General features: G+C 37.2%; 24 protein-coding genes. 21 read left to right on the forward strand and 3 right to left on the reverse strand.

From position 1 onward, the window contains the following. Positions 1-219: 219 nt before the first annotated feature. From ACQKMV_RS03470 to ACQKMV_RS03550, 17 genes are all read left to right on the forward strand, one after another. On the forward strand, positions 220-1,308 hold the full coding sequence (locus tag ACQKMV_RS03470) for an ABC transporter substrate-binding protein (protein WP_427502365.1): 1,089 nt from the start codon (positions 220-222) through the stop codon (positions 1,306-1,308). Beyond that, positions 1,298-2,134, forward strand: coding sequence for an alkaline phosphatase family protein (locus ACQKMV_RS03475; protein WP_427502366.1), 837 nt, complete (start codon positions 1,298-1,300; stop codon positions 2,132-2,134). Before ACQKMV_RS03470 ends, ACQKMV_RS03475 begins: the two co-directional genes overlap by 11 nt. Positions 2,135-2,515: 381 nt before the next feature. Further along, positions 2,516-3,358 carry an ABC transporter permease gene (locus ACQKMV_RS03480; RefSeq protein WP_427502367.1) on the forward strand — a complete coding sequence of 281 codons (843 nt, stop codon included), beginning with the start codon at positions 2,516-2,518 and terminating at the stop codon, positions 3,356-3,358. Beyond that, positions 3,358-4,143, forward strand: coding sequence for an ABC transporter permease (locus ACQKMV_RS03485; RefSeq protein ID WP_427502368.1), 786 nt, complete (start codon positions 3,358-3,360; stop codon positions 4,141-4,143). The genes ACQKMV_RS03480 and ACQKMV_RS03485 overlap by 1 nt, the downstream gene beginning before the upstream one ends. After that, the gene (locus ACQKMV_RS03490; RefSeq protein ID WP_427423885.1) at positions 4,140-5,138 is read left to right on the forward strand and encodes an ABC transporter ATP-binding protein; all 999 of its coding nucleotides are present in this window, start codon (positions 4,140-4,142) and stop codon (positions 5,136-5,138) included. The genes ACQKMV_RS03485 and ACQKMV_RS03490 overlap by 4 nt, the downstream gene beginning before the upstream one ends. Continuing rightward, positions 5,135-5,923 (forward strand): DeoR/GlpR family DNA-binding transcription regulator, encoded by a 789-nt coding sequence (locus tag ACQKMV_RS03495; protein WP_427502369.1) that lies wholly within the window; start codon positions 5,135-5,137, stop codon positions 5,921-5,923. The genes ACQKMV_RS03490 and ACQKMV_RS03495 overlap by 4 nt, the downstream gene beginning before the upstream one ends. Continuing rightward, positions 5,916-6,923: a histidinol phosphate phosphatase domain-containing protein gene (locus tag ACQKMV_RS03500; protein WP_427502370.1), complete on the forward strand. Its 1,008-nt coding sequence runs from the start codon at positions 5,916-5,918 to the stop codon at positions 6,921-6,923. The genes ACQKMV_RS03495 and ACQKMV_RS03500 overlap by 8 nt, the downstream gene beginning before the upstream one ends. A gap of 632 nt (positions 6,924-7,555) precedes the next feature. Then, positions 7,556-9,100, forward strand: coding sequence for a tRNA (N6-isopentenyl adenosine(37)-C2)-methylthiotransferase MiaB (miaB, locus tag ACQKMV_RS03505; protein WP_427502371.1), 1,545 nt, complete (start codon positions 7,556-7,558; stop codon positions 9,098-9,100). Further along, positions 9,101-9,538: a RicAFT regulatory complex protein RicA family protein gene (locus tag ACQKMV_RS03510; protein WP_427502372.1), complete on the forward strand. Its 438-nt coding sequence runs from the start codon at positions 9,101-9,103 to the stop codon at positions 9,536-9,538. 414 nt (positions 9,539-9,952) lie between these two features. Next, positions 9,953-10,567 carry an outer spore coat protein CotE gene (cotE, locus tag ACQKMV_RS03515; protein WP_427502373.1) on the forward strand — a complete coding sequence of 205 codons (615 nt, stop codon included), beginning with the start codon at positions 9,953-9,955 and terminating at the stop codon, positions 10,565-10,567. Positions 10,568-10,686: 119 nt separating this feature from the next. Next, positions 10,687-13,254 carry a DNA mismatch repair protein MutS gene (mutS, locus tag ACQKMV_RS03520; protein WP_427502374.1) on the forward strand — a complete coding sequence of 856 codons (2,568 nt, stop codon included), beginning with the start codon at positions 10,687-10,689 and terminating at the stop codon, positions 13,252-13,254. Positions 13,255-13,268: 14 nt separating this feature from the next. Continuing rightward, entirely contained in the window at positions 13,269-15,140 is a 1,872-nt protein-coding gene (gene mutL, locus ACQKMV_RS03525; protein WP_427502375.1) for a DNA mismatch repair endonuclease MutL, read from the forward strand. 171 nt (positions 15,141-15,311) lie between these two features. Further along, the gene (locus ACQKMV_RS03530; protein WP_427502376.1) at positions 15,312-16,946 is read left to right on the forward strand and encodes a glycerol-3-phosphate dehydrogenase/oxidase; all 1,635 of its coding nucleotides are present in this window, start codon (positions 15,312-15,314) and stop codon (positions 16,944-16,946) included. 15 nt (positions 16,947-16,961) lie between these two features. Continuing rightward, a complete protein-coding gene (locus tag ACQKMV_RS03535; RefSeq protein WP_427502377.1) occupies positions 16,962-17,876 on the forward strand; it encodes an alpha/beta fold hydrolase in 915 nt (304 codons plus the stop codon). Beyond that, positions 17,863-18,765, forward strand: coding sequence for a tRNA (adenosine(37)-N6)-dimethylallyltransferase MiaA (miaA, locus tag ACQKMV_RS03540; RefSeq protein WP_427502378.1), 903 nt, complete (start codon positions 17,863-17,865; stop codon positions 18,763-18,765). Before ACQKMV_RS03535 ends, miaA begins: the two co-directional genes overlap by 14 nt. A 90-nt stretch (positions 18,766-18,855) precedes the next feature. Next, on the forward strand, positions 18,856-19,086 hold the full coding sequence (gene hfq, locus ACQKMV_RS03545; protein ID WP_049668557.1) for an RNA chaperone Hfq: 231 nt from the start codon (positions 18,856-18,858) through the stop codon (positions 19,084-19,086). 99 nt (positions 19,087-19,185) lie between these two features. After that, positions 19,186-19,488 (forward strand): rhodanese-like domain-containing protein, encoded by a 303-nt coding sequence (locus tag ACQKMV_RS03550; protein WP_268635846.1) that lies wholly within the window; start codon positions 19,186-19,188, stop codon positions 19,486-19,488. Between the two features lie 303 nt (positions 19,489-19,791). On the opposite strand, the gene ACQKMV_RS03555 is transcribed toward ACQKMV_RS03550, so the two are convergent. After that, complete coding sequence (locus tag ACQKMV_RS03555; RefSeq protein WP_427502379.1) at positions 19,792-20,526, reverse strand: GntR family transcriptional regulator; 735 nt, start codon at positions 20,524-20,526, stop codon at positions 19,792-19,794. 382 nt (positions 20,527-20,908) lie between these two features. On the opposite strand from ACQKMV_RS03555, the gene deoD reads away from it, so the two are divergent. The 4 genes from deoD to ACQKMV_RS03575 all read left to right on the forward strand — a co-directional run bounded on the left by deoD (position 20,909) and on the right by ACQKMV_RS03575 (position 24,749). Continuing rightward, entirely contained in the window at positions 20,909-21,619 is a 711-nt protein-coding gene (deoD, locus tag ACQKMV_RS03560; protein WP_427502380.1) for a purine-nucleoside phosphorylase, read from the forward strand. 48 nt (positions 21,620-21,667) lie between these two features. Next, positions 21,668-22,846, forward strand: coding sequence for a NupC/NupG family nucleoside CNT transporter (locus ACQKMV_RS03565; protein WP_427502381.1), 1,179 nt, complete (start codon positions 21,668-21,670; stop codon positions 22,844-22,846). Positions 22,847-23,215: 369 nt separating this feature from the next. Continuing rightward, positions 23,216-23,677 (forward strand): nucleoside deaminase, encoded by a 462-nt coding sequence (locus ACQKMV_RS03570; RefSeq protein ID WP_427502382.1) that lies wholly within the window; start codon positions 23,216-23,218, stop codon positions 23,675-23,677. 232 nt (positions 23,678-23,909) lie between these two features. Next, positions 23,910-24,749, forward strand: a complete 840-nt coding sequence (locus tag ACQKMV_RS03575; protein ID WP_427502383.1) for a tyrosine-type recombinase/integrase — start codon at positions 23,910-23,912, stop codon at positions 24,747-24,749. A gap of 129 nt (positions 24,750-24,878) precedes the next feature. On the opposite strand, the gene ACQKMV_RS03580 is transcribed toward ACQKMV_RS03575, so the two are convergent. Together ACQKMV_RS03580 and ACQKMV_RS03585 are read right to left on the reverse strand one after the other, a co-directional pair. Continuing rightward, on the reverse strand, positions 24,879-25,658 hold the full coding sequence (locus tag ACQKMV_RS03580; protein WP_427502384.1) for a DUF4085 family protein: 780 nt from the start codon (positions 25,656-25,658) through the stop codon (positions 24,879-24,881). An 18-nt stretch (positions 25,659-25,676) separates the two neighbouring features. Then, positions 25,677-25,808 carry a hypothetical protein gene (locus ACQKMV_RS03585; protein ID WP_427502385.1) on the reverse strand — a complete coding sequence of 44 codons (132 nt, stop codon included), beginning with the start codon at positions 25,806-25,808 and terminating at the stop codon, positions 25,677-25,679. Between the last annotated feature and the right edge of the window lie 134 nt (positions 25,809-25,942).

The following is a 25,942-nucleotide window of genomic DNA, read 5'->3' on the forward strand; positions in this document are numbered from 1 at the left end:
GCTACATAAACGTGCGCATACAGAACTAGATTCCTTCTTATTTCCCCTAAAACTTTTACTATCCCTCCTAAAATTAATAATTGTTCATAGATTTTCATAATTCCTTAATAATTTTTACTGAATATTTTAACGTCCTCCATACTTGCTTAATGTTTGTTTTTTAACATAAATGTTGTAAGGCAAATGAAAACAAACATAAACAAATGGAGGTTCCAACTCATGGCAATTCAAAAGTTGTGGAAGAAAGGTCTAATCGGAGCGTTAGCAATTTCAATGTTGGCAGCTTGTTCTGACGGTTCATCTAGTTCTAACGAAGTGAAAAGTGATTTGACACTTGAAGAAATTACGAAAAAAGCAAAAGAAGAAGGAACTGTAAATTCTGTCGGTATGCCAGATACATGGGCTAACTGGGTGGAGACTTGGGAAGAGCTTGGTACTGAATATAGCCTCAAGCATAAGGATACAGATATGTCGAGTGCTGAGGAGCTAGCAAAGTTTGAGGCAGAAAAGGATGATGCCACTGCAGATATTGGTGACGTCGGAATTGCCTTTGGTCCGATTGCCGAGGAAAAGGGTTTAACATTACCGTACAAAACATCTTACTGGGATGAAATACCTGACTGGGCAAAGGATGATAAAGGAAACTGGATTGTGGGTTACACTGGGACAATTTCATTTTTAACTGATAAAAACAACGTCAAAAACGCCCCAAAATCTTGGGAGGACATAAAAAACGGAAATTACACTGTCAGCATTGGTGATGCTTTAACAGCGAATCAAGCACAGTTTGCTATTTTAGCTGCTGCTATGGCATTTGGTGGCGATGAATCGAATATTCAACCAGGAATAGACTTTTTTGCAGACTTAGCAAAACAAGGACGTTTAAAAGGCGATCCATCTGTAGCGAATTTAGAAAAAGGCGAAATTGACGTAGCCATCTTATGGGATTTTAATGCACTTGGCTATCGACACCAAATCGATGAGAAACGTTTTGATGTCGTTATTCCATCAGAAGGCTCTGTAACGTCAGGCTATGCAACAATCATTAATAAATATGCCAAAAATCCTCATGCAGCAATGCTTGCTCGTGAATACATTTTATCAGATGCAGGGCAAGAAAATTTAGCGAAGGGTTATGCTCGTCCAATTCGTGACAAGGTTCAATTGTCTCAAGATGTTCAGAAGCTATTATTACCTGCAGAAATGTACAAAAATGCACAGCCAGTAAAAGATCAAAAGAAATGGGAAGAAACAACAAAGCAAATTCCACAACTATATCAGGAGCAGGTATTAATTCATGGAAAATAATAAAGTTGTATTAATTGTCGTTGACGCACTTCGCTTTGATACAGCCTGTACTCATATGGGATTTATGCACCATCTAGTTGAACGTAAGATTGCAGCACGCTACAAGGTTTGCTCAGAGGTCCCGTCACTATCAAGGCCATTATATGAAACGATTTTAACGGGGACACCACCCATTGTGCATGGGGTAACGAGCAATATGACAGTACGTTTATCCACTCAAAATAGTCTATTTCATTTAGTGAAAGAAAACGGCTTGTCTACAGCAGCAGCTGCCTATTATTGGGTAAGTGAACTATACAATCGTGCACCATTTGTGCATATGGAAGACAGGCTGCAATTAGATACTCAATTGCCGATTGAGAATGGCTTGTTCTACTTTGAGGATCACTATCCGGACAGTCATTTATTTGCTGATGCTGCATGGCTAATAGATCAAAAGCAACCGGATTTCTTATATATTCATCCGATGAATGTAGATGATGATGGTCATAAATTTACAGCTGACTCAGCGCAATATCGAAATCGTGTTTTAGCAGTTGATGCATTATTATCTCTATTTATCCCGAAATGTCTTGCACAGGGCTATGAGGTTATCGTGACAGCTGATCATGGGATGACGAGTGATGGTAATCATGGAGGAACGACAGCTGAGGATCGACATGTACCAATGTTTGTTATTTCAAATCGCGTGAAAGCAGGCATTAAGGATGAGATTGTTTCACAGCTACAAATTGCTCCACTGTGCTGTCATTTATTGAATATCGAACCCTCTGATGAAATGGTTCCGCTGTTATTAGAGGGGATGCATACTTTAAAAGGGGTTTAATAATTAATATTTAATCAGGTGTGTAATTGGAGTGGAGGGCTGGGCGACTCCTTGGGGGATCAGTGTCATAGATGATACCCTACAGCGAAGCGGAGTGGCCCAGCTGGAACGGAAATCGACCCCATGTTATTGTGAAGAACTCATTTTTATATGAATTACTTTGAAGATTTATCGGAACAAAATCCAGATTTATCGGAACAAAATCTCATTTTATCGGAACATTTCAGTTTTTATCAACTATGGGCGACACCTTGGGGATTAGCGGCTCATCGGACGCGCCCAGCCGGAACGGAAATCAACCACCCGTTATGATGATGAGCCTTCTAATTAATAAAAATGATTATGATTAATCTAAATAGCCGCTATTAAATAAAGAAAGAAGTGATTGTTTTGATTTCGAAGCGGCAAACAGTTGCCTGGCTTTCTCCTTTTCTAGTAATTGTACTGTTATTTTTCTTAATACCGTTACTATATATGCTAATCACAAGCTTTCAAAACAGTGATGGTTTTACACTTGCACAATATCAATCTGTATTAACGAATGATTACATTTTACAAGGCTTTAAAAATAGTATTACTCTGTCCGTTATTTCGGCAGTAATTGCCTTGATCGTTACCTTATTTGCAGTTTATGCGATTATGAGATTTTCTGAGCCAGTGCGCGAGAAAATTTTAATTCTAACAAACTTAACATCAAACTTCTCAGGTATTCCGTTAGCATTTGCTTTTATCGTATTACTTGGCAATAGTGGGCTCTTTACATTGCTATTCGATAAGTGGGGTATCGACGCATTATCGTCGTTTTCTCTTTATAGCTGGGGTGGCTTGTTACTTATTTATGTTTATTTTCAGCTACCGTTAGCATTAATGCTTTTATACCCAATTTATGATGGAATTCAACAGCAATGGAAGGAAGCAGCGGCACTACTTGGAGCGTCAACATGGCAATTTTGGAAGAAGATTGGTGTTCCTGTTATGCTTCCTGGGATAGTCGGAACATTTAGCGTATTGTTTGCCAATGCAATGGGAGCTTATGCCTCAGCCTATGCTCTAACAAATAGTAGTTACAATTTAGTGGCCATTCGTATTGGCTCTCTTATTAAGGGCGATATTTTCGCTCAGCCAGAGCTGGCAAGTGCTATTGCGGTAATACTAGCAGTTACGATGGTGATTGCGATGCTATTAAGCGAGTGGAGCATTTCAAAAACAAGGAGGAAGCTATAGTGAAAAAAAGAGGCATTGCTGATTTATTTTTCCTCCTGTTAGCGGTGTATTTAGTATTGCCAGTTGTTGCAACAATGCTTTATGCTTTTGCGAGAAATTGGAATAAGACCATTTTGCCAGAAGGTTTAACATTTAAATGGCTCGCTACATTATTTCAGGATGCAGAATTTATACAGGCGTTTGGACGTTCTGTTTTATTGTCGAGTGGGGCTGTAATGATTGCATTGCTCGTCATTGTACCAGCCATTTTTGTGATCGTGTTGTATTTTCCAAAATACGAAAAATGGATTCAGATAGCAGTTGTTATGGTGTATTCATTCCCTGGAATTATTTTAGCAGTCGGGCTCATTCGTGTTTATAGCAAATTTGGTGTTCCGATGATTTTAGTAGTTTTAGGGGCCTATGTCATCAGTATCCTACCATACATTTATCAAGGGACACGCAATAGTTTACGAAATGTAGACGCACGGCAGCTTTTAGATGCAGCGCAATTACTTGGAGCAACTAAAATGCAGGCATTTACAAAAATATTGTTACCTACTGTTTACACGGGTTTATTTGTAGGTGCATTATTATCGTTTTCAGTGCTTTTTGGAGAATTTGTACTGATCAATCTTGTGGTAGGTTCTCGCTTTGAAACGGTGCAAATTTATTTAATGAAGAAGCTTAGTACAAGTGGACATATTGCTAGTGCAGTTGTCTTTGTTTATATCGTACTTATGGGCTTATTAACGTTCGTTATTGCAAGATTAACGAAACAATCGAAAGGTGCTACAAATCTATGAGTTATATTGTAATTGAAGGACTTCATAAAAAATATGGATTAACGACGGTTTTATCAAATATAGATATGAAGATTGAAAAAGGTGAATTTATAACTCTTTTAGGTCCGAGTGGCTGTGGTAAGAGTACAATATTGCGTATTGTAGCAGGCTTAACAGATGCATCAGCAGGAAAAATTATCATTGAAGGCAAGGATATGATGGGTGTTCAACCTAAGGATCGTCAAGTTGGTATGGTATTTCAATCATATGCTCTATTCCCAAATATGACGGTGAAAGAAAATGTAGCCTTCGGTTTACGCATGCAAAAAGTAAATACTGCTGAAGTTGATCAACGTGTTCAAGAAATGCTTGCAATAGTACATTTAAGTGAAAAAGCAAACGCATATCCGAAAGAATTATCTGGCGGTCAGCAGCAGCGTGTTGCCCTTGCTCGAGCTTTAATTGTACGTCCGAAGGTATTGCTGTTAGATGAGCCGCTCAGTGCACTAGATGCCCAAATTCGTAAGAAACTACAAGCAGATTTACGAGCTATCCAACAAAAGCTAGGCATAACGATGATTTTAGTTACGCATGACCAAGAGGAAGCGATGGCTGTTTCTGACAGAATATTTGTTATGAATAATGGGATGATTGAACAAAGTGGAACACCAACTGTCATTTATACAAGCCCTGAAAGTGAATTTATCGCTAATTTCATCGGTCATTACAATGTCTTTACGCGTCAAGCTCTAGGGAAAATGATTGGCGAGACTTTACCAGAATGCTCAAAATTTGCGATTCGACCAGAAGCTATTCGTCTCGATCAGAGACAGGGGGATGTTTGCATTACCGGAGAGGCGAAGCAGTCATTAATGAGCGGGAATGTTATTCGGACAACGTTTGAGGGGGAATGTCTCTTTACGATGGAGCAGCTACATCAACGAGGGCATTCGTTTGAACTTGGTAAGAAGTATGTGTGTTATGTGGCGAGAGAAGATGTGATTGCATTATCATGACATATGCAAAAATTGAACGTTTTGAATTCATTTTAAAACATTTAGAGGCTGATGGAAAAATTGTTGTTGCCAATATTGCAGATGAATTACAAGTGGCACCCGAAACGATTCGGAGAGATTTTGATGAGCTAGAGCAACAGCATTTATTAACGAGAGTACACGGAGGAGCTGTGAAGTATACGAACGTTAGAAATGAACCAGCATTTTTGCGTAAGCTTCAAATGCAAAAAGAGGCAAAGCGCAATATAGCTCGTTTAGCTGCTAGACGTATATGTGACGGAGATACAATTGTGGTAGATACAGGTACAACGACGGTGCATATTGCAGATTTTTTATTGGCAGTCGATGATATAACTGTCGTAACCAATTCTATCGCTGCGGCTGTACAATTTAATCTGGCTATAGAAGAGCGGCGAATGACGGGGAAGGTCATATTACTTGGTGGAACAACAAACCCAAGGCAATCTTCAGTAACGGGAGCAATGACATTAGAATTATTAGGAAATATGAATTTTGATAAAGCGTTTATATCTTGTGGTGGTATAAGTGAAGGTATCGTATACGATTATGATTTGGATGAATCGTTAATTTCTAAAAAAATGATTGACCATAGCAAGGTGAACTTTTTATTAGCAGATGCATCTAAAATAAATGGTAAGTCCTTTTATCAAATCGGTCACATAGAAGAGTGTTCAGAAATTCTTTGTGATATAGATTGCCCAGCGGAGTGGCAAACATATGAGGAAAAGTGGACGGTATGCAATGGAGGGAAAGCGTATGATTGATTATCATGTACATTTAGAGGAAGGCCCATATTCATTTCGTTGGCTAGAGCGTACTTCTCAAGCAATTAGATTTTTTAATGAAGATGAGGGAGCAGCAAAAGGTTCTAAAGCATTTATAGAGTTGCAAATGCAACAGTTATCAAAGCGAATACAGAATGGCTGCTATAGTGAGGAATGGTTAGATTTATATTTACAACAGGCAAAGCAGCTTGGTTTGCGCGAGGTTGGAATTGTCGACCATCTATATCGTTTCAAGGAGACGCGAGCATATTTTGAGCGTTATATGCAGTTGGGTGATAATGAAGTTGGTAAATTGCAACGTTACTGGCTGGATCGTGTCATGACGGAAAGCATGGATGATTTTGTATCAGCCATTATTCGAGCAAAGGAAAAGTGGAGTCGTCATGGTATTTCCTTAAAGCTTGGCATAGAGGCAGATTATTTTATCGGTGGTGAGGAAGAATTAGCATCATTATTAGAAGGATATCCATGGGATTATGTCATCGGATCTGTCCATTTTGTGGATGGATGGGGCTTTGATAACCCTCAAACACAATATATATTTGAGGAAATGAATGCTGCTACATTACAGCAGAATTATGAGCGTTTTTTTGCCACAGTAGAAAAAATGATCATCTCGAATATGTTTGATTTTGTAGCACATTTGGACAACTTTAAAGTATTTGACTATCAAGTGGAGGATAAGGTTTTTCTTGATACTTGGTATGAAAGAATCGCAAAGGCACTTGTGACAACACAAACTGCCACTGAAATAAATGCCGGCTTATATTATCGCTATCCAGTAAAGGAAATGTGCCCCGGACCTCGATTTTTGAAAATTTTAATTGACCATGATGTAGCCTTTACAGTTTCCTCAGATGCGCATTTCCCAGACGATTTAGGTAAGTATACATTTGCCAATGCAAATTTGCTAAAGAGCTTTGGTGTTCAAACAATTATTGGGTTTGATCAACGCCAAAAACAATATATAGAACTATAATAAATGTCGCCGTTGATGGATATATCTTCGGTGATTTTTTATGTTAGAAAGAGTGAGCAAAGCGACGGATAGAAAAGCCAAAGCGACGGAAAGGATTCAAAGCGACGGAAAGAAACGTCCAAGCGACGGAAAGAACGGTCGAAGTGACGGAAAGAACCGGCAAAGCGACGGATGGGACTGTCGAAGTGACGGAAAAAAACGTCCAAGCGACGGATAGGACTGTCGAAATCGTGGATAGAAAGGTCAGAGTCGTGGATAGAACCGACAAAGTGAAGGATAGGGCTCGCAAAGTAACGGAAAGAACGGTCGAAGTGACGGATAGAATTCAAAGCGACGGGAAGAACCCTCAAAGTGAAGGATAGGATCCCCAAAAAGATGGATAGAACCCTCAAAGTGAGGATTGGATCCCTAAAAAATGGAATGAACCTTCAAAGCGACAGATAGCCCCCCTCCCGCAAAACTGACGCCCCCCTCAAACTAAATAACGAAAATATTCATCTAGCTAAGAGTAATTAAGTCTAAACCGCGACATTTAGTACGCAAACCTTGTAGGATGTTGCAATTATTCAGTATAATAGTAAAATGGGAATTCAAATGTATGGAATTCGTTTGAAAGGAGTTACCTGATTGCGATGAATGAAGAACAACGCTTAGCAAATCAACAAGTCAATCAACCAAAAAAAGAAGACAAGCCTGAAAAGGATTATAGTAAATATTTTGAAACGGTCTTTACGGCACCTTCATTAAAAGATGCTAAAAAACGTGGGAAAGAAGAAGTTAAGTACCATAAGGACTTTAACATTGCAGAAGAGTTTGCAGGTATGGGTACGGGGCGTACTTTTTATATTCGTACGTACGGCTGCCAAATGAATGAGCATGATACGGAAGTTATGGCTGGGATTTTTATGCAGCTAGGTTATACGCCTACAGATGTGATTGATGAAGCTGATGTAGTGCTACTGAATACATGTGCTATCCGTGAAAATGCAGAAAACAAAGTATTTGGAGAACTGGGCTTCCTACTAAAATATAAACGTAAAAATCCAGAAATGCTGATCGGGGTTTGTGGCTGTATGTCACAGGAAGAATCCGTTGTAAATAAAATTTTAAGAAATTATCCACATGTCGATATGGTGTTTGGTACACATAATATTCACCGTTTACCGAACATTTTAAAAGAAGCATATATGTCTAAGGAAATGGTCATTGAGGTTTGGTCTAAAGAAGGCGATGTTATTGAGAATCTGCCGAAAAAACGTCTTGGCTCCATCAAAGCTTGGGTAAATATTATGTACGGCTGTGATAAATTCTGTACGTATTGTATTGTACCTTATACGCGTGGTAAGGAGCGTAGTCGCCGTCCAGAGGAAATCATTGCTGAAGTTCGTGAACTAGCGGCTGCGGGCTATAAAGAAATTATGTTGCTAGGACAAAATGTCAACGCTTACGGTAAGGATTTTGAGGATATTGAATATCGACTTGGTGATTTGATGGATGAATTACGAAAAATTGATATCCCTCGCATTCGTTTTACAACGAGTCATCCACGAGACTTCGATGATCATTTAATCGAAGTACTTGCACAACGTGGTAACTTAGTTGAACATATTCATTTACCAGTACAATCTGGTTCAAATGATGTGCTAAAAATTATGGCGCGTAAGTATACACGTGAGCATTTCCTTGGATTAGTAGCGAAAATTAAAGCGGCTATTCCGGAAGTAACACTAACGACTGATATTATTGTAGGATATCCTAATGAGACAGAGGAGCAATTTGAGGAGACATTATCCTTGTACCGTGAAGTAGGCTTTGAAATGGCCTTTACTTATATTTATTCTCCTCGTGAGGGTACACCTGCTGCCAAAATGGTGGATAATGTACCTGAAGAAGTGAAAAAAGAACGTCTTCACCGTTTAAATGAGGTTGTAGGGGAATACTCTCGCAAAGCATTAGAGGGCTTGAAGGGTGAAATAGTAGAAGTCTTAGTCGAAGGTACAAGTAAAAAACGTGATGATGTGTTAGCTGGCTATACTCGTAAAAATCGTCTTGTTAACTTTAAAGCGCCAGCAGATCTAATTGGTCAATTAGTGAAGGTAAAAATAGTTGAGGCTACTTCTTATTCACTAAGTGGTGAGTTCGTAGAAATAGTAAAAAATGAAAAGGTGGAAGCGTAAATGTCACAAGTATTATATACAAAAGATGATTTAATCAAGAAGTCACACGAAATTGCACACATGATTGCCAATACGCCAGAAGTTGAATTTTTCAAAAAGGCAGAAGCACAAATTAATGAAAACCAACTAGTACGTGAGCGGATTTCAAGTCTAAAAAGCCTACAAAAGCAAGCTGTTAATTTCCAACACTTAGGGAAAGAAAAAGCGCTTAAATTAATCGAAGACAAAATCGAAAAAATCGAAGAAGAGATCAACGCGATCCCAGTGGTTCAACAATTTAAAGAATCTCAAGGTGATGTAAATGATTTATTGCAATTAGTGTCGAACACAATTGCTAACAATGTTACAAATGAGATTATTCGCTCAACTGGTGGGGATTTACTTTATGGAGAAACTGGCTCACAGGTAGCAAATTCAAGACCAGGCAGCTGCTCTTAAAAATAATAGAAAGAAAAGCTCGAATGAATGATTTCATTCGGGCTTTTCATATTGTTGAAAAACTATTGTGTCAATGAAATGAAGATCCCTATAAAATATAGTATGGCTCTTCGGTAAAACGAGGGGTTGGTTTCCGTTATTGCTGATCCCAAAGGAGTCGCCCAGTCGGAACGAAGATCAACCACGTCACATTGCATGTCTCTTCTGGCATGTCACTTTAATTTATAATTATAAAACGAAACTTCCGCAATCAGTGCAAAGCAAGGCGACAGCAATAAATGTTTCTGTGCGAAAGCGCATCGACAGCTAAAATTAGCGTGTTTCAGACAACATACTATGAAAAAAGAATTTTATCCGCAATTCGATTCTATAAAATATATGTTCACCCAATAGGCGCTACCTGCATATGATGGAGTGAAAAGAGTCGAAGGAGGAATTGCGCTGAAACGTTTACGACAAATCGTGACGAGAGCAGTAGTTGCCAAAGGGAAGAAGAGAACGGAAGAGCGTGTAACATTAAGTCCATCAAATAAGCCGACGAGTATTCTCGGTTGCTGGGTTATCAATCATACTTGCTCCGCGAAAAAAGTCGGTAAATTTGTAGAAGTATCAGGTAAATTTGATGTCAATGTATGGTATGCCTATAGTAATCATTCGAAAACAGCAGTGTTTTCTGAAACAGTTCACTATAAAGACAAAGTGAAGCTTTCTTTTAGAGAAGGAGAAGTTAGTGTTGGTGATGATGTTCGTGTACGTGTCATTCAAGAGCCAAACTGCATAGAGGCAATCATTTCTCCGTGTGGTACGAAGTTTGAAATCATAGTAGAACGTGAAGTCGTAGTAGAGGTAATGGGAGAAACGACGATTTGTATTAGTGTACATCCACTAGATTTCGAAGAGGAGTGGAACTTTGAAGAGAGCTCATCTTCGTCTTCATCTAGCTCCAGTTCCAGCTCATCGTCTAGCTCTAGTGAAGAAGGCAGGTATGTTTTAGAGTCTTCATCGTTTCCTGATGAAAGAACAAGATAATACTAAAGATTTTATACATGCGAAGCGCTAGCATCTTAAAAAAGGTGAATTAAGCGTTTCGCATGTATCTTTTGTTATAATAAAAATATCTATATGGTTAGAGCGAGGGAAATTTTAAAATGACAACATATACACCAATGATGCAACAGTATTTGCAGGTAAAGGAAGATTACAAGGATGCCTTTTTATTTTTTAGATTAGGCGACTTTTACGAGATGTTTTTTGAGGACGCTATTAATGCCTCTCAACTTTTAGAGATTACATTAACGAGCCGGGATGCTGGTGCAAAAGAGCGTATACCAATGTGTGGTGTCCCGCATCATTCGGCAAAAAATTATATTGAAACACTTGTGCAAAAGGGCTATAAGGTTGCAATTTGTGAGCAAACAGAAGATCCAAAGCAAGCAAAGGGTGTAGTGAGGCGTGAAGTCGTACAGCTTATTACACCGGGTACGATAATGGAAGGTAAGTCGCTCGAAGGTAAAACCAATCATTTTATTGGTGCTGCGGAGCAATTTGATGATACAACATTTGGCTACGCCTATTTAGATTTATCTACAGGTGAAGCAGTAGCCTCCTCAATTGAGGGCGATGGAAAAGCACTTTTAATGCAAATGCAGGCATACGGTATTCGTGAATTAATTGTCACGGAAAGTTTGCAGCTTCTATTAGCAGAGCATGCAGTAAACGCAGGTATCGTACTTTCTATTGGAACAGATGAAATGACATTGGATAAAGCTGCACATTATTTAGATGCGGTGCCAAATGATTTACAAATTGCTTGCCTTCGTTTGCTAGCTTATATCGATAAAACACAAATGCGTTCATTATCACATATTCAAGCATTTACCTATAATGAAATGAAAAACTTTCTACGTATTGACTCAAGCTCTAAACGTAATTTAGAGCTAATTCAATCTATTCGCGGTGGAGATCAAAAGGGCACACTCTTATGGCTGTTAGATGACACAGTGACAGCGATGGGGGGACGAAAATTAAAGCAATGGTTACACCAACCTCTTGCTTCACGTCCTGCCATTGAAGCAAGACTAGCAACCGTCACTGATTTATTGGAGGAATATTTTGTAAGAACAGAGCTTCAATCCTCTTTAAAACAAGTATACGATTTAGAGCGTTTAGCTGGGCGTGTAGCTTTTGGGAATGTAGGTGGGCGTGATTTAGCGCAGCTACGTGATTCATTACGTCAAGTACCTGCAATTCAGCAGCAATTACTTGGTGCCAATAAAGAAACTTTGCAAAAGCTAGGCGCAGCGCTTGATGAGTGTGCGGATGTAGAGGCATTATTAGCTCGTGCTATTACAGACAATCCACCAATTACGATTAAAGAGGGAGACGTCATTCGCGATGGCTATAATGAGCGCTTAGACGAACTTCGCTATGCTTCTCGTAATGGGAAGGATTGGATTGCACAGCTCGAGCAAGAGGAACGGGCGAAAACAGGCATTAAAAACTTAAAAATAGGATACAATCGAATTTTCGGTTACTATATTGAAATTACAAAATCTAATATCCATTTAGCTGATTTAACACGCTATGAACGTAAACAAACTTTGGCCAATGCCGAGCGTTATATTACTCAGGAGCTTAAAGAAAAAGAAGCATTAATTTTAAATGCTGAGGAAGAAAGTTTAACGTTAGAGTATAACTTATTTGTGGAAATACGTGATGAATTAAAGGCATTTATTCCACGTGTCCAAGCGTTAGCGGCAAGCATTAGTGAGTTAGATGTGCTATTAAGCTTTACAAGTGTTTCAGAGAAATATCGATTTACGGAGCCTGAATTTCATGGAGGGCGTTCGCTAGAAATTATTGAAGGACGCCATCCGGTTGTTGAGAAAATGCTCAATAAGCAAATGTATGTACCAAACGATTGTGTACTTGAGGAAAATAACAATATGATGCTTATTACAGGTCCGAATATGTCCGGTAAAAGTACGTATATGCGTCAGGTTGCACTAATTGTTGTCATGGCACAAATGGGCTGTTATGTACCTGCTGAAAAAGCTAGATTACCAATTACAGATCAGATCTTTACACGCATCGGTGCAGCGGATGATTTAGCTGCAGGACAATCAACATTTATGGTGGAGATGTTAGAATCTCAGCACGCTATTATGCATGCTACAAAAAATAGTTTAATGCTGTTTGACGAAATTGGTCGTGGGACATCTACTTATGATGGTATGAGTCTTGCTCAATCCATGATGGAATACATTCATGACAAAATCGGAGCAAACACGCTGTTTTCAACTCACTATCACGAATTAACGGCACTCGAAAATGAGCTTCCTCGACTGCAAAATGTACATGTATCTGCTACTGAAAAAAATGGCACAGTTGTCTTTTTACACAAGGTAAAAAAGGGAGCAGCCGATAAATCTTACGGAATTCATGTAGCGCAGCTTGCACAATTGCCAGAGGAAATTTTAACTAGAGCACGAGTGCTGCTTGAAAACTTCGAGGCTGGAAAAGAAGTAGCTGTGTCACAGGAGGTTGTTGAAAAGCCAGTACAAATGTCACTATTTACAGAGGAAGAATCACTCTCTCCATCCGAGGCAGAGGTGCTTAAAAACCTAGAAAAAGTAAATATTCTGGGCACTTCACCAATGCAAGCGATGAATATTTTATACGAATTACAGCAGCAGCTATTAAACGCAAAAAAGTAAAGGAGTGATGCGCTATGGGAAAAATACAAATTATGGACGAGTGGCTGTCCAATAAAATCGCGGCAGGGGAAGTAGTTGAAAGACCAGCCTCTGTAGTTAAAGAGCTTGTTGAAAATGCCATTGATGCAGGAAGTACGTCCATTGATGTGTTTTTACTAGAAGCGGGCCTCACTTCAATTCAGGTAATTGATAATGGTAGTGGCATGGATGAAGAGGATGCATTAATATCATATTCCCGCCATGCGACAAGTAAAATTCATCAGGAGCATGATTTGTTTCGAATTCGTACACTTGGCTTCCGTGGTGAGGCATTAGCTTCAATTGCATCAGTGTCAAAGATGACACTCATTACATCAAATGGTGAATCAGGAACGTATTTAGAGCTAGAGGGTGGGCATGTCGCTACACATAAGCCAGGCCCTTTGCGTAAAGGAACAGATATTACAATAGCACAGCTATTTTTCAATACACCTGCACGATTAAAATATATGAAAACAATACAGACCGAGCTTGGACATACAATTGATCTGATGAATCGTCTTGCACTCGGAAATCCTCAAATTGCGTTTAGATTGCTGCATAACGGTCAGCAATTGTTACAAACAAATGGACGAGGTGACGTACAGCAAGTATTAGCTGCCATTTACGGTGTGCATAATGCCAAGAAAATGGTGGCATTTAATGGACAATCGCATGATTATAAAATTTCAGGCTTCGTATCACTACCAGAGGTGACTCGTGCTTCGAAAAACTATATGTCGTTGTTTGTGAATGGTCGCTGGGTGAAGCATTATTTGGTACAAAAAGCGATTGTAGATGCCTATCATACGTATTTGCCTATTGAACGTTTTCCAATTGTAGCGCTCTTTATAGAGGGCGATCCTTATTTAACGGATGTCAATGTTCACCCTGCTAAGCATCAAATACGTTTAAGTAAAGAGCCTGAACTTCTTAAGCTAATTGAGGAAACAATACGAGAGAAAATCCGCAATGTTATTCGTGTACCTCAAATGGAAAAAAAGGAGAAAATTGTGAAGTCGGTGACGGAGCAGTTAAATATATGGAAGCCGGCACCAAAGCTTGATGTGGAGAAAATGAACACCATTGTAGAAAAGCTTTATGATGTACAAACTGTAAAGGAATCGAACACAATAGACCCTATAGTGCGAGACCTCGAATCCATTCCTACTGTTGTTGAAGAGAGCTTGCAACCGACACCACAGATGGAAGTAAATCCTCCTGATGATGAAGTGACGCTAGAGGAGCCAATGGAAGTTCTAAAGGATGAGCCTATTAAAGAACCATTCCCTGAGCTTGAAGTGGTAGGGCAAATTCACGGCACGTATATTGTGGCACAGATGGAGGATGGCTTTTATTTAATTGATCAGCATGCTGCTCAGGAGCGTATTAAATATGAATTTTTCCGTGAAAAGGTCGGTCAGGTGAACCCAAATGAGCGTCAGGCATTATTGCTTCCATTGACTTTCCATTATGCTGCTGACGAAGCTCTTATATTAAGAGAAAATGGACAGGAGTTAGAAGCTGTTGGCGTATTTTTAGAGGAATTTGGGCAATCATCATTTGTTGTGAGAGAGCATCCTAGCTGGTTCCCTAAGGGGGAAGAACAAGAAATTATTGAGGACTTAATTGAACAGGTACTGACAACTAAAAAGGCGGACGTCAAAAAGTTACGTGAGGCGGCAGCTATTATGATGAGCTGTAAAAAATCGATAAAGGCCAATCATTATTTAACGAAAGAGCAAATGGATACGTTGCTACAAGATTTACGCAATGCCGATAATCCATTTACATGCCCACACGGACGTCCGGTGCTAATACATTTTACAACTTATGAAGTGGAAAAAATGTTTAAACGGGTAATGTAGTTGTAACGCCTGACAATAATCATGGACAACATGAATAGTCCATGCTGCATAAAGGAATTTTATAGGTATACAAGAGATTTTATGCTTAAAGTTTTTACTATTTATACAGGCTAGCATACGCAGTAGAGGTTACACGTATTTTCAAATTATAGCTAATGGGGGAAAAAAGTTATGTTTTCATTTGAACAACGTCCTAAAATTATGCATTTTTTAGAGCAATATAGCTTTGACGTTTTAGTCATTGGTGGCGGCATTACAGGCGCAGGCATTGCGCTTGATGCAGCATCTAGAGGGTTATCGGTCGCTTTGATTGAGAAGCAGGACTTTTCTGCGGGTACATCAAGCCGTTCAACAAAGCTTATTCATGGTGGACTTCGATATTTAAAGCAACTTGATGTAGGTGTCGTAGCTGAGGTTGGGCGTGAGCGTGAAATTGTTTATGACAATGCTGTTCACGTGACAACTCCTGAAAAGATGCTACTACCATTATATAAGAAGGGCTCACTTGGACCATTTACAACATCAATGGCACTGAAGGTATATGATCGATTAGCAGGTGTTAAAAAGCATGAACGTAGAACAATGTTAAACGCTCAGGAAACGGCAGCGCTAGAGCCTTTACTCAATCGAGATGAGCTTATTGGCGGTGGCTATTATGTTGAATATCGTACGGATGATGCCCGTCTGACAATTGAAGTGCTGAAAAAAGCTGTGGAATATGGGGCACTTTGTCTAAATTATGCGGAGATGACAGAGTTTTTATATGAGAAGAAAAAGCTTGTTGGAGTACAAGTGAAGGATCATGTTACAGGGAAAACGATCGAAGTGCATGCTGCGCAAATCGTCAATGCTACTGGACCTTGGGTAGATGAGGTTCGCCAAAAGGATAAAGTAGTAGACAAAAAGCAATTACGTCTTACAAAAGGGGTCCATATTGTCCTTGATCAAAAGGATTTTCCATTACGACAAGCAGTGTACTTTGATATAGCGGATGGGCGTATGGCCTTTGCTATTCCACGTGATGGTAAAGCCTATATTGGGACAACAGATACAGTTTACGAGGGAGACCCTGTACATCCTGTCGCTACCCAAGAGGACGTTGATTATTTAATTGATGCTGCAAAAACGGTCTTTCCAACTGCAAATATTTCAAGAGATACGATTGAATCGTCGTGGGCAGGTGTACGTCCACTTATTTTTGAAAAAGGGAAGGATCCATCCGAAATTTCACGCAAAGATGAGATATGGACGGCTCCAAGTGGACTAATGACGATTGCGGGTGGCAAACTAACGGGCTACCGTCAAATGGCAGAAACAATCGTTGATAAAATTGTGAAAACCCATAAATATAAGCACGCAAGTCCATGTGTAACACGTGAGTTGTCACTTTCTGGTGCAAAAGGCATTAATGCCATCAATTTCACTGATTATAGTACTTATAAGGCTAAAGAGGGCGTTCAGTATGGTCTAAATTATGATGAAGCAAAACAGCTTGTACAAAAATATGGCACGAATGTTGATGCATTATATAACCAGGTGAAATATTTGCATGAACATGGAAGTACGATGCCCCTAGCCCTGCATGCAATGCTACTTTATGGAATAGAAGCGGAAATGGTGTACACACCAAGTGATTTCTTTATCCGTCGAACAGGCTTATTATACTTTGATATTGATGCGGTAAAACGGTATAAACAGCAGGTCATTCAAGTTATGCAACAACATTTTAACTATACAGAATCACAAAGAAATACTTATGTAGCTCAACTAGAGCAAGCTATTTTAGATGCAACAAATTTTGCTTAGGAAGGAGTGTAGGCAATGCGTTATATCGAAATGTCAGATGGCCATTTTCTGTTTACTAGAACATTAAAGCCATCGAAGCCATGTATTGGTCATATTCATATTCTCCATGGTATGGCGGAGCATAGTGGACGTTATGTTAAATTTGCCAATAGCCTAAATGAAGCTGGCTATGCAGTGACAATGCATGATCATCGTGGGCATGGAGAAACAGCAGCTTATAATGGCACACTAGGTTTTTTTGCTGAAGAAAATGGGTTTGATCGTGTCGTAGAGGATGCACATGAAGTAGTAACATTATTGCATGAACAATTTGCAGATGTACCTTTGATTTTATTTGGTCATAGTATGGGGTCGTTCATTACTAGAAGATATATTCAATTGTACAGCGATCAAGTGGATAATGTGATTCTTTGTGGAACAGGAAACGTTACAGCATTGCATACGATGGGTAATTTAGTAGCAAAAGTATTGGCCAAACAGCTTGGCAAAGAGACTGAGAGCAAGTTGTTAAATAAGTTGAGCTTTGGTAGTTTTAATAAACAGTTCCCAAATTCGAAGACTGCATATGATTGGTTATGTTCAGTAGAGGATGAGGTGGATAAATATATAGATGATCCATATTGCGGCTTTATCCCAACTAATCAATTTTTTGTGGATTTAACAACAGGTTTTATGTCGTTAAATCGTAAAAAAGAGATAGCAAAAACAAAAAAAGACTTACCTATATTATTGATAAGTGGTAGTAAGGATCCAGTAGGAGAACAAGGCCAAGGTGTATACTCTGTAGCTGAACAATTTGCAGCAGCGGACATACAGGATGTGACGGTTTACTTATTTGAGGATAAGCGACATGAAATCCTAAACGAAGATAATCAAGAGGCAGTCTATCAAGTTTTATTACGGTGGTTAGAAAAATATGATACAAGATAAAATACAGCAGGCAGAGGTCGTAGCAATCGTAGGTCCTACTGCTTCTGGGAAAACGGCACTAAGCATTGAGTTAGCGAAGAAATATAATGGCGAAATCATCAACGGTGACTCCATGCAAATCTATCAAGGCTTAGATATTGGTACAGCAAAAATTACTGAGGAAGAAATGGAGGGTGTACCACATCATCTACTAAGCTTCAAAGAGCCAACTGAGTCCTTTTCAGTAGCTGACTATCAAAAATTAGTGCGAGCTAAAATTGCGGAAATTCAAGGGCGTGGCAAGCTACCGATTATTGTAGGGGGCTCTGGTTTATATGTGCAAGCAGTCCTCTATGATTTTCAATTTACAGAGGAGCAGGTAGATGAGGTGGCACGAAAAGCCTATTATCAAGAACTGGAGAAATTAGGTCCAGAAGCAATGCATGAAAAGCTTAAAAAACTTGATCCACAAACAGCAGAGACGATTCATCCGAATAATACTCGCCGAGTTATACGAGCTTTAGAGATGATTGAGCTTAGTGGCGTTTCAAAGGCATCCGAAGCACAAAATCGTGGAGAAGTTCCACTTTACAATCATGTGATTTTAGGGCTTGGGCAAAATATGTCACGTGAAGAGCTCTATGATCGTATTAACCGTCGTGTCGATATAATGATGGAAAAAGGACTTTTAGAAGAAGTAAAAGGCTTATGGCAGCAAAATATTCGAGGTGTGCAGTCAATCCAAGCAATCGGCTACAAGGAATTATATGATTACCTTGATGGAAAATGTTCTTTAGAAGAATCCATTGACAGTTTAAAGCAAAATTCTCGCCGCTATGCGAAAAGACAACTAACATACTTCCGAAACAAAATGGATGTATATTTTGTTAATAATGACGAAATACTTTAATTAATTTCTAAAAATTACTAATTGCCAAATTGGTAGAACATGCTACTATAGGAATGAAGAGGTAGAAAGAGAGTATAAGGAGGCATTTTGATGAAATCAATTAACTTGCAAGATACATTCTTAAACCATCTACGTAAAAACAATGTTTTTGTAACTGTGTTTTTATTAAATGGATTTCAGTTAAAAGGAACTGTGAAATCCTATGATAATTTTACAGTATTATTACTAGATGCTGAAAGCAAGCAACACCTTATTTACAAACATGCTATTTCTACATTTGTTCCAGCAAAGCAAGTAGATTTTTTAGAGACAGAAGAATAGAAACATTATAGTAAAACAGTTAGTGTTCATGACACTAGCTGTTTTTTTGACTACAGGCTATAATGTAAGAGGAAATCGACATATTGGAGGACTACACATATGAAAACTATGGATACAACAGAAATATTAGAGCTATTAGATGCGAACGAAGACCTATACATCATTGATGTTCGTGAAGATGATGAGGTAGCACAAGGCATAATCCCTGGTGCTCAGCACATTGCTCTTGGAACAATCCCTGAGCGCTTAGGCGAATTAGATGCTTCAAAGCCATACATTATCGTTTGCAAAGCAGGCGGTCGTTCAGCAAATGCTTGTGCATACCTAGAAGCTCAAGGCTTTGACGTAACAAACCTTGAAGGCGGCATGCTTGCTTATGATGGAGAGTTAGAATTTAAATAATAGTCGATTTAAACCCTCGTTCGATTTATCAAGACCTAATTTTAAAAAAGATAGAAAAATTAAAGGGTTCTACATATTAGATATGACTAATATGTAGAACCTTTTCTTCTTTTACTAAAGCACCCCGTTAGTTTAATAAGAACAGAGACGCTTCTTCCACAATTGCGCCCTTTAATGGAATAATTCCTCTTAGGGGTAGCACCACACATCTATTAACTTAAGGATTTATACTATTTTTGAAGTTAAAAGCATGTTTCTTTTTTGTTATATCAATTCTTATCTACATTTACGAACGTTTTTATGTTATTTGTTTATTCGATTAATTTTTACTGAACTAAGTTCGCTTGGGATATAAATCTTATTTTTAAGTACCACATTCCCCATTGAGTCATATATATTTTCAATTAGTAATACGAATAAATTATTATTTGAACGTAATTCATAGTGTGAAGAAGGAGGAACCGATTCTGTAAATTTTATTTCGATTGTTGATGAATGTATTAGCATATGAATATCTTCTTCAAGTATTTTTAGTACGCTATGATGATCATTGAGATTCATTTGATATTGGGAAGCTGTCTCACTTGGGAACATTGTAAAAGCATGTGCTACTATTTTATTTTTACACTTGTACCACCTATTAAACCTAATTATCACTGCTGAATCGCGATTAAAAATTTTTCTAATGTAATCACTATCGTCTGAAAAACTAACTTCAAAATAAGCATCTATATCATCAATCATTTCTGTACAACATTGAAAAACAGTATTATCTATTTTTTCTAAGCCAACACTTCTTACATTCACATTTTGTTTTATAAAGTTCCCTTGTCCATGGATTGTTTCAATATAACCGTCTTCTTTTAGGAAACCCAATGCTTGTCTTAGGGTCATTCTACTAACATTCATCATCTTAGAAAGTTCTTGTTCCGAAGGAAGCTTATTTCCAATCGGATAGACTCCCTCATTTATTAGTTTAAATAATTTTTTATAAACCTCTACGTATAGAGGCGTTTTTTTTTTATTTTCAACCGACATAAACAACACTCCTTATAAATATTATATCGAGTTATAATTTATTCGCAATCTTGTCTGTTAAGTGGAATGTAAAACACGACTATTATTCTTTTAAGTCAGGTACCTAAAATTTTTTAAGGTGCATAATATTGTGGAATTTTAAGATGTTATTGCTTAATTTAATAGATTGAAATATAATCTAGTTGAAAAGAATTAGACAACGATACATACCACTGTATCTCGAGGTATTAATTTTACATCTAAAAAAAGAGGTATTAGGATAAACTAGTTGTATTTTGAAACCGAATACATTTCAAGTAAATTGTATAGGTTACTTGATATTTGAAAGAAGTAAGAATATTAGTTTAGTGATTAAAAATAATAGAAATGGAGAGGTTATAATATGACAACACCACACAACACTGCAAAAGTTGGAGAAATTGCTAAAACGGTTTTAATGCCAGGAGATCCTCTGCGTGCAAGATATATTGCAGAGACATATTTAGAAAATATAACTCAGTTTAATAGTGTACGTAACATGTATGGATATACAGGGACTTATAAAGGAAAACAAATATCCGTGATGGGGTCTGGGATGGGAATGGCAAGTATGGGGATTTATTCATACGAATTATATAAATTTTACGATGTAGAAAATATTATACGTGTTGGTAGTGCAGGAGCTTATACTGATAAACTGAACATTCATGATATTGTTCTAGCAGATAGTGCCTGGAGTGAATCAACTTTTGCAAAGGTTCAAGCAGGTGTAGAATCTGATATTCAGTATCCAAGTGAGTTATTAACACAAAAAATTGAAGAGGCTGCAAATCGTATTAATATTCCTCTAGTTAAGGGAAAAGTACATTCGAGTGATGTATTTTATCACGAAAGCCATGTACCAAATTATGTTGATTTTTATAATGATCATAATTGTATATGTACAGAGATGGAAAGCTTTGCATTATTCCATAATGCAAGAATATTAGAAAAAAATGCGGCGTGTTTAATAACTATTGGAGAGAATTTAGTTACTAAAGAGGAAATTAGTGCTGAAGCAAAACAAACAACATTCAATAATATGATGCAAATTGCATTAGAGGCTTGTTTGTAAAGTGTACAAATGGGTTTGTGAAACAGTGAGGCAACTACGAGGTGTAACATGACATTATTTATCTCTATTATTGGTATTTTACTATTAATTGGTATTTCATGGGTTATGTCAAATGATAAGAAGAATATTAATTACAAAGCAATTATTATTATGTTTGGAGTTCAATTATTTACAGCATGGTTTATGTTAAATACATCAATCGGTAAAACAGTTTTACAAAAGATTGTAGCATTCTTTAATCAAATATTATCTTTTGGTCATGAAGGTATCGCATTTGTGTTCGGTGATTTATCTGCAAAAGGTTATTTCTTTATTAACGTTTTAATGATGATTATTTTCATATCAGCAATACTATCAATTTTAACTTATACTCGCATTTTACCTTTAGCAATTAAATATATTGGTGGTGCGGTAGCAAAAATTACAGGATTACCAAAAATCGAATCATTCGTAGCAGTAAACTCAATGGTATTTGGTGATACAACTGCTATTCTTTCTGTAAAATCCCAATTACACAAACTTAATCCGAATAGATTATTTGTAGTAGTAACATCTTCATTAGTAGCAGTATCAGGTTCGGTCTTAGGTGCTTATATGCAAATGATTCCTCCTAATTATGTTTTAGTTGCACTTCCAATAAATGTATTTAGCGGATTAATTCTTTCTTCAATCGTCTGCCCAGTAACTATTGAACAAGATGAAGAAATTGACGTAAAAGATATGATTCAAGAAAAATCATTATTTGAAGCGATCGGTAATGGTGCTCTAGATGGTGGAAAAGTTGCTTTAATCGTTGGAGCAATGGTAATAACATATATTGGTTTACTTGCAATGGTAAATTACATCTTTACTAACACGGTTGGAATAAGCTTCACTGAAGTATTAGGCTATGTATTTGCACCAATTGCTTACTTAATGGGTGTTCCAATAGATGAATTATTACGTACAGGTTCAGTAATGGGCACTAAAGTAGCTGCTAACGAATTCGTTGCAATGTTAGACTTCCAAAAAATGATTCCTGAATTATCACATAAGACAGTAGCAATTGTATCTGCATTTTTAGTGTCATTTGCGAACTTCTCATCAATCGGTATCATTTTAGGGACTGTACAAGCGATAAATGGTGAGAAGGCATCACAACTTGCTAAAGTCGGTTTAAAAGTACTGTTAGTTGCTACGATGGGTTCTGTTCTTACTGGAACGATTGTTGGTTTATTTATCTACTAGTGCATAAACAATTAATATTTTAAGCAATGTTATTAATTTAATTGTAAAAATTCCCCCTCTTTATTTTAAAGGGGGGAATTTTTACAACTTAATGAACAAGTTTCAGTTCTCTTTATCTTTATCATAAGCATGCATGGAAATAACCGAGATTTTCTTTAAAGTAAGTTATTCAATTAAATGGCCCGATTGTTAAACAACACTCTTCAACTAAACTGCACCGTTAGCTCAACAAGAAACAAGATGCTACCGGTGCACCACCTTGTTTAACTCTTGCACCCGTTAGTCAAATAAGTACCTTATTTTCTATTACACTTTATAATCAAACTGTGTAAGTTTCCGTAATAATGTATTTAACAGGAGGTTTTATTTATGACACAAAAAGATGAACAGTTTATGGAAATAGCCATTAAAATGGCTTTAAAAGCTAGAGAAGATGGTAATGAACCATTTGGTGCTATATTGGTAAAAAATAACAAAATTGTGATGTATGGTGAAAATGAAATAAATAGTAATTGTGATCCTACACACCATGCTGAAATTGGACTTATACGCACATTTTGCTCTGAGAACAATATTTTTGATCTTAGTGAATATACTTTATATACTAGCTGTGAACCTTGCGTAATGTGTACAGGGGCTATGGTATGGTCTAATTTAGGAAAAATAGTCTACAGTGTATCACACGATCAACTAGCAGAAATTGCAGGCAGTAATATAATGATTTCGTGTAAAGAAGTTATTGAAAAAAGCCCAAATAAGCCGATCTTAGTTGAACAAGTTTTAAATGCCGAAGGGCTAAAAGTATTTGAAGGATACACATTTATCCATTAACTTTATAGGAAATATCACTGTTTATCCATGGTATTCAAGTTATTCTGAATATCATGGATATTTTTGTTCTCATTATGTCGAAGTAAGTGTCAAATGAGACCTAAAGACTCCCTTTCATTAATTAATTAATTAATTAAATTAAACTGCACCGTTAGTAAAATCACCCCTTATGTCTAGAATTCTATTAAGTTGTCAATAATCCCTTTTATATTACTATTTTAGGGGGGTGGAATTGTTACTGTCAAAAGCATGGACTTTGTTTGAAGCTGATAAACGAATAGAGGGCTTTTCATCACAAACGCTGAAGGCCTACCGGTTACAGTCTTTTCTATTAATTGGTTATTTTAAGGATATAGAGATGGAATTGCTTGACACCAATCAACTGAAGGAGTATCTTGCTATATCCGGCAAGCACTTAAAACCAGCTAGTCTTGCACACCGTTTTCGCTTTATGAAATCATTTTTTCGTTGGTCTCATGAAGAAGGATACCTGAGTAAGAATCCAACTTCCAAAATTAAAGAACCGAAAGTAGGAAAGCGGATACCCAAGTATTTAACCGAACGGGAGATTGAACACCTCCGTGAATCCTGTCATTCCGCAATGGAAAAAGCGATTTTCGAATTCATGTTTTCTACTGGTTGCCGAATTGGAGAAATAGTTGCGTTAGAAAAGAACCATATTAATTGGTCCAATCAATCCGCAATCGTTAGAGGAAAAGGTGATAAGGAAAGGGAGGTTTATTTTAATACGCGTTGTGACATATGGCTTAAACGTTATATTGAAAGCCGTACTGACAATAATCCTGCCATCTTTGTGACAGTAAGGCAGCCACATAAAATGAGTGTTGCCCAAATGCGATACATCATCAAGTGGATATCAAATCGTGCTGAAATCAATAAAGAAATTCATCCACACCAATTTAGACACAGCTATGCAACTCATTTGTTGAACAATGGAGCTCCCATAGAAGTCATACAAAGTCTTATGGGGCATGAGAAAAGCGAAACGACTAGGATCTACGCTCAATTAAGCGGGAGGCTAAGGAAAGAGTATTATCAGAAGTACTTTTAAATTTAAAAGGAGCAAAGTCTTTTAAGACTTTGCTCCACTTAACTAAGCACCCGTTAGCTTAATAAGGCTTCTCTTTATTTTTTAAATATCTTCGCTTCGACTTAATACAAAAAACACCTCAGTTTACTATCAAAGATTATTTTTACTACTTATAAAGGAAATTTGTTCAGCTGATATAATAAAATCAATTAAATCCATCGTTTTATTTTGTAGCAAGACGTGAAATTCATAATTGTCATTTACTTTATATATTTCCTCATACAGCCACCATGAATCTTCTAACAAATCATCCTGTTTGATAATATTAAAATTTTCAAATATGACCTCATCTATATTTGTATAACTCCCTTTATTATCAAGGAGTAATTTTAAGGATTTATCGTTCTTAATTGATTTTATAATTTTGCAATCATGGAAGCTAAAATCCCCATCAATTTCTATATCCAGTAATGTTGAGTTTTCTTTTATATATCTTTTGTAATCTTCAATTACTGTGGTTACAATTCCGTCATTTTCCTCGCAAAATTGAGTTACAGCATTTATTACATTGCGAGTTGCCTTATCTAAAGTAAACACCCTTATATCTGCAATTTGTTTTACTATTGTTTCTGGTAATTGCTTTTTTAAATACCTAAGATTATGTATGAAAATATCATGAAATTGTTCTATTCCCTTTTCTTTATTAAAAGGTTCATAGTTATTATTATCAACATCTCTGTTTGCTGTTTCGTTAGATTTTAATATTAAATTAGCTTCTTCTTGTACAATAAGCCAACTATTTAATTCAATGTGGTAAAGCTGTTGAAAATATTCTTCTGAGAATGTTTCAGCTTGCTTTTCTTCCTCTAAATGCAGATGGATATTATTTTTTTGACACAATTCATGCCATTCTTTAGTAAAATATTTCATTTTTTTACCCTCGTCTCTCTAAATAGATAATCTATTTTCATTAAGTATTGCTCTAACAAGCTTTGTTACGTTTAACGGAGTATCAAATGCATCAGCAGCAGTTCCAACAGTAGAAGAACGTGTAGCTTTAGATAACAAATTAGAAGTCAAACAAGCTCGCACATCCAATGAAACACTTCAAGATTGGAAAAAGTGGACAAACGACCATTCTTACAGCTTAACATCCATTCAACCTGAAACAGTTGGCAAACAAAAAATACCAGCTAATAAATTTGAAGATTTAG

Origin of the sequence: Lysinibacillus sp. NPDC094403 (assembly GCF_050278745.1) — a bacterium.
Classification (GTDB): domain Bacteria; phylum Bacillota; class Bacilli; order Bacillales_A; family Planococcaceae; genus Lysinibacillus.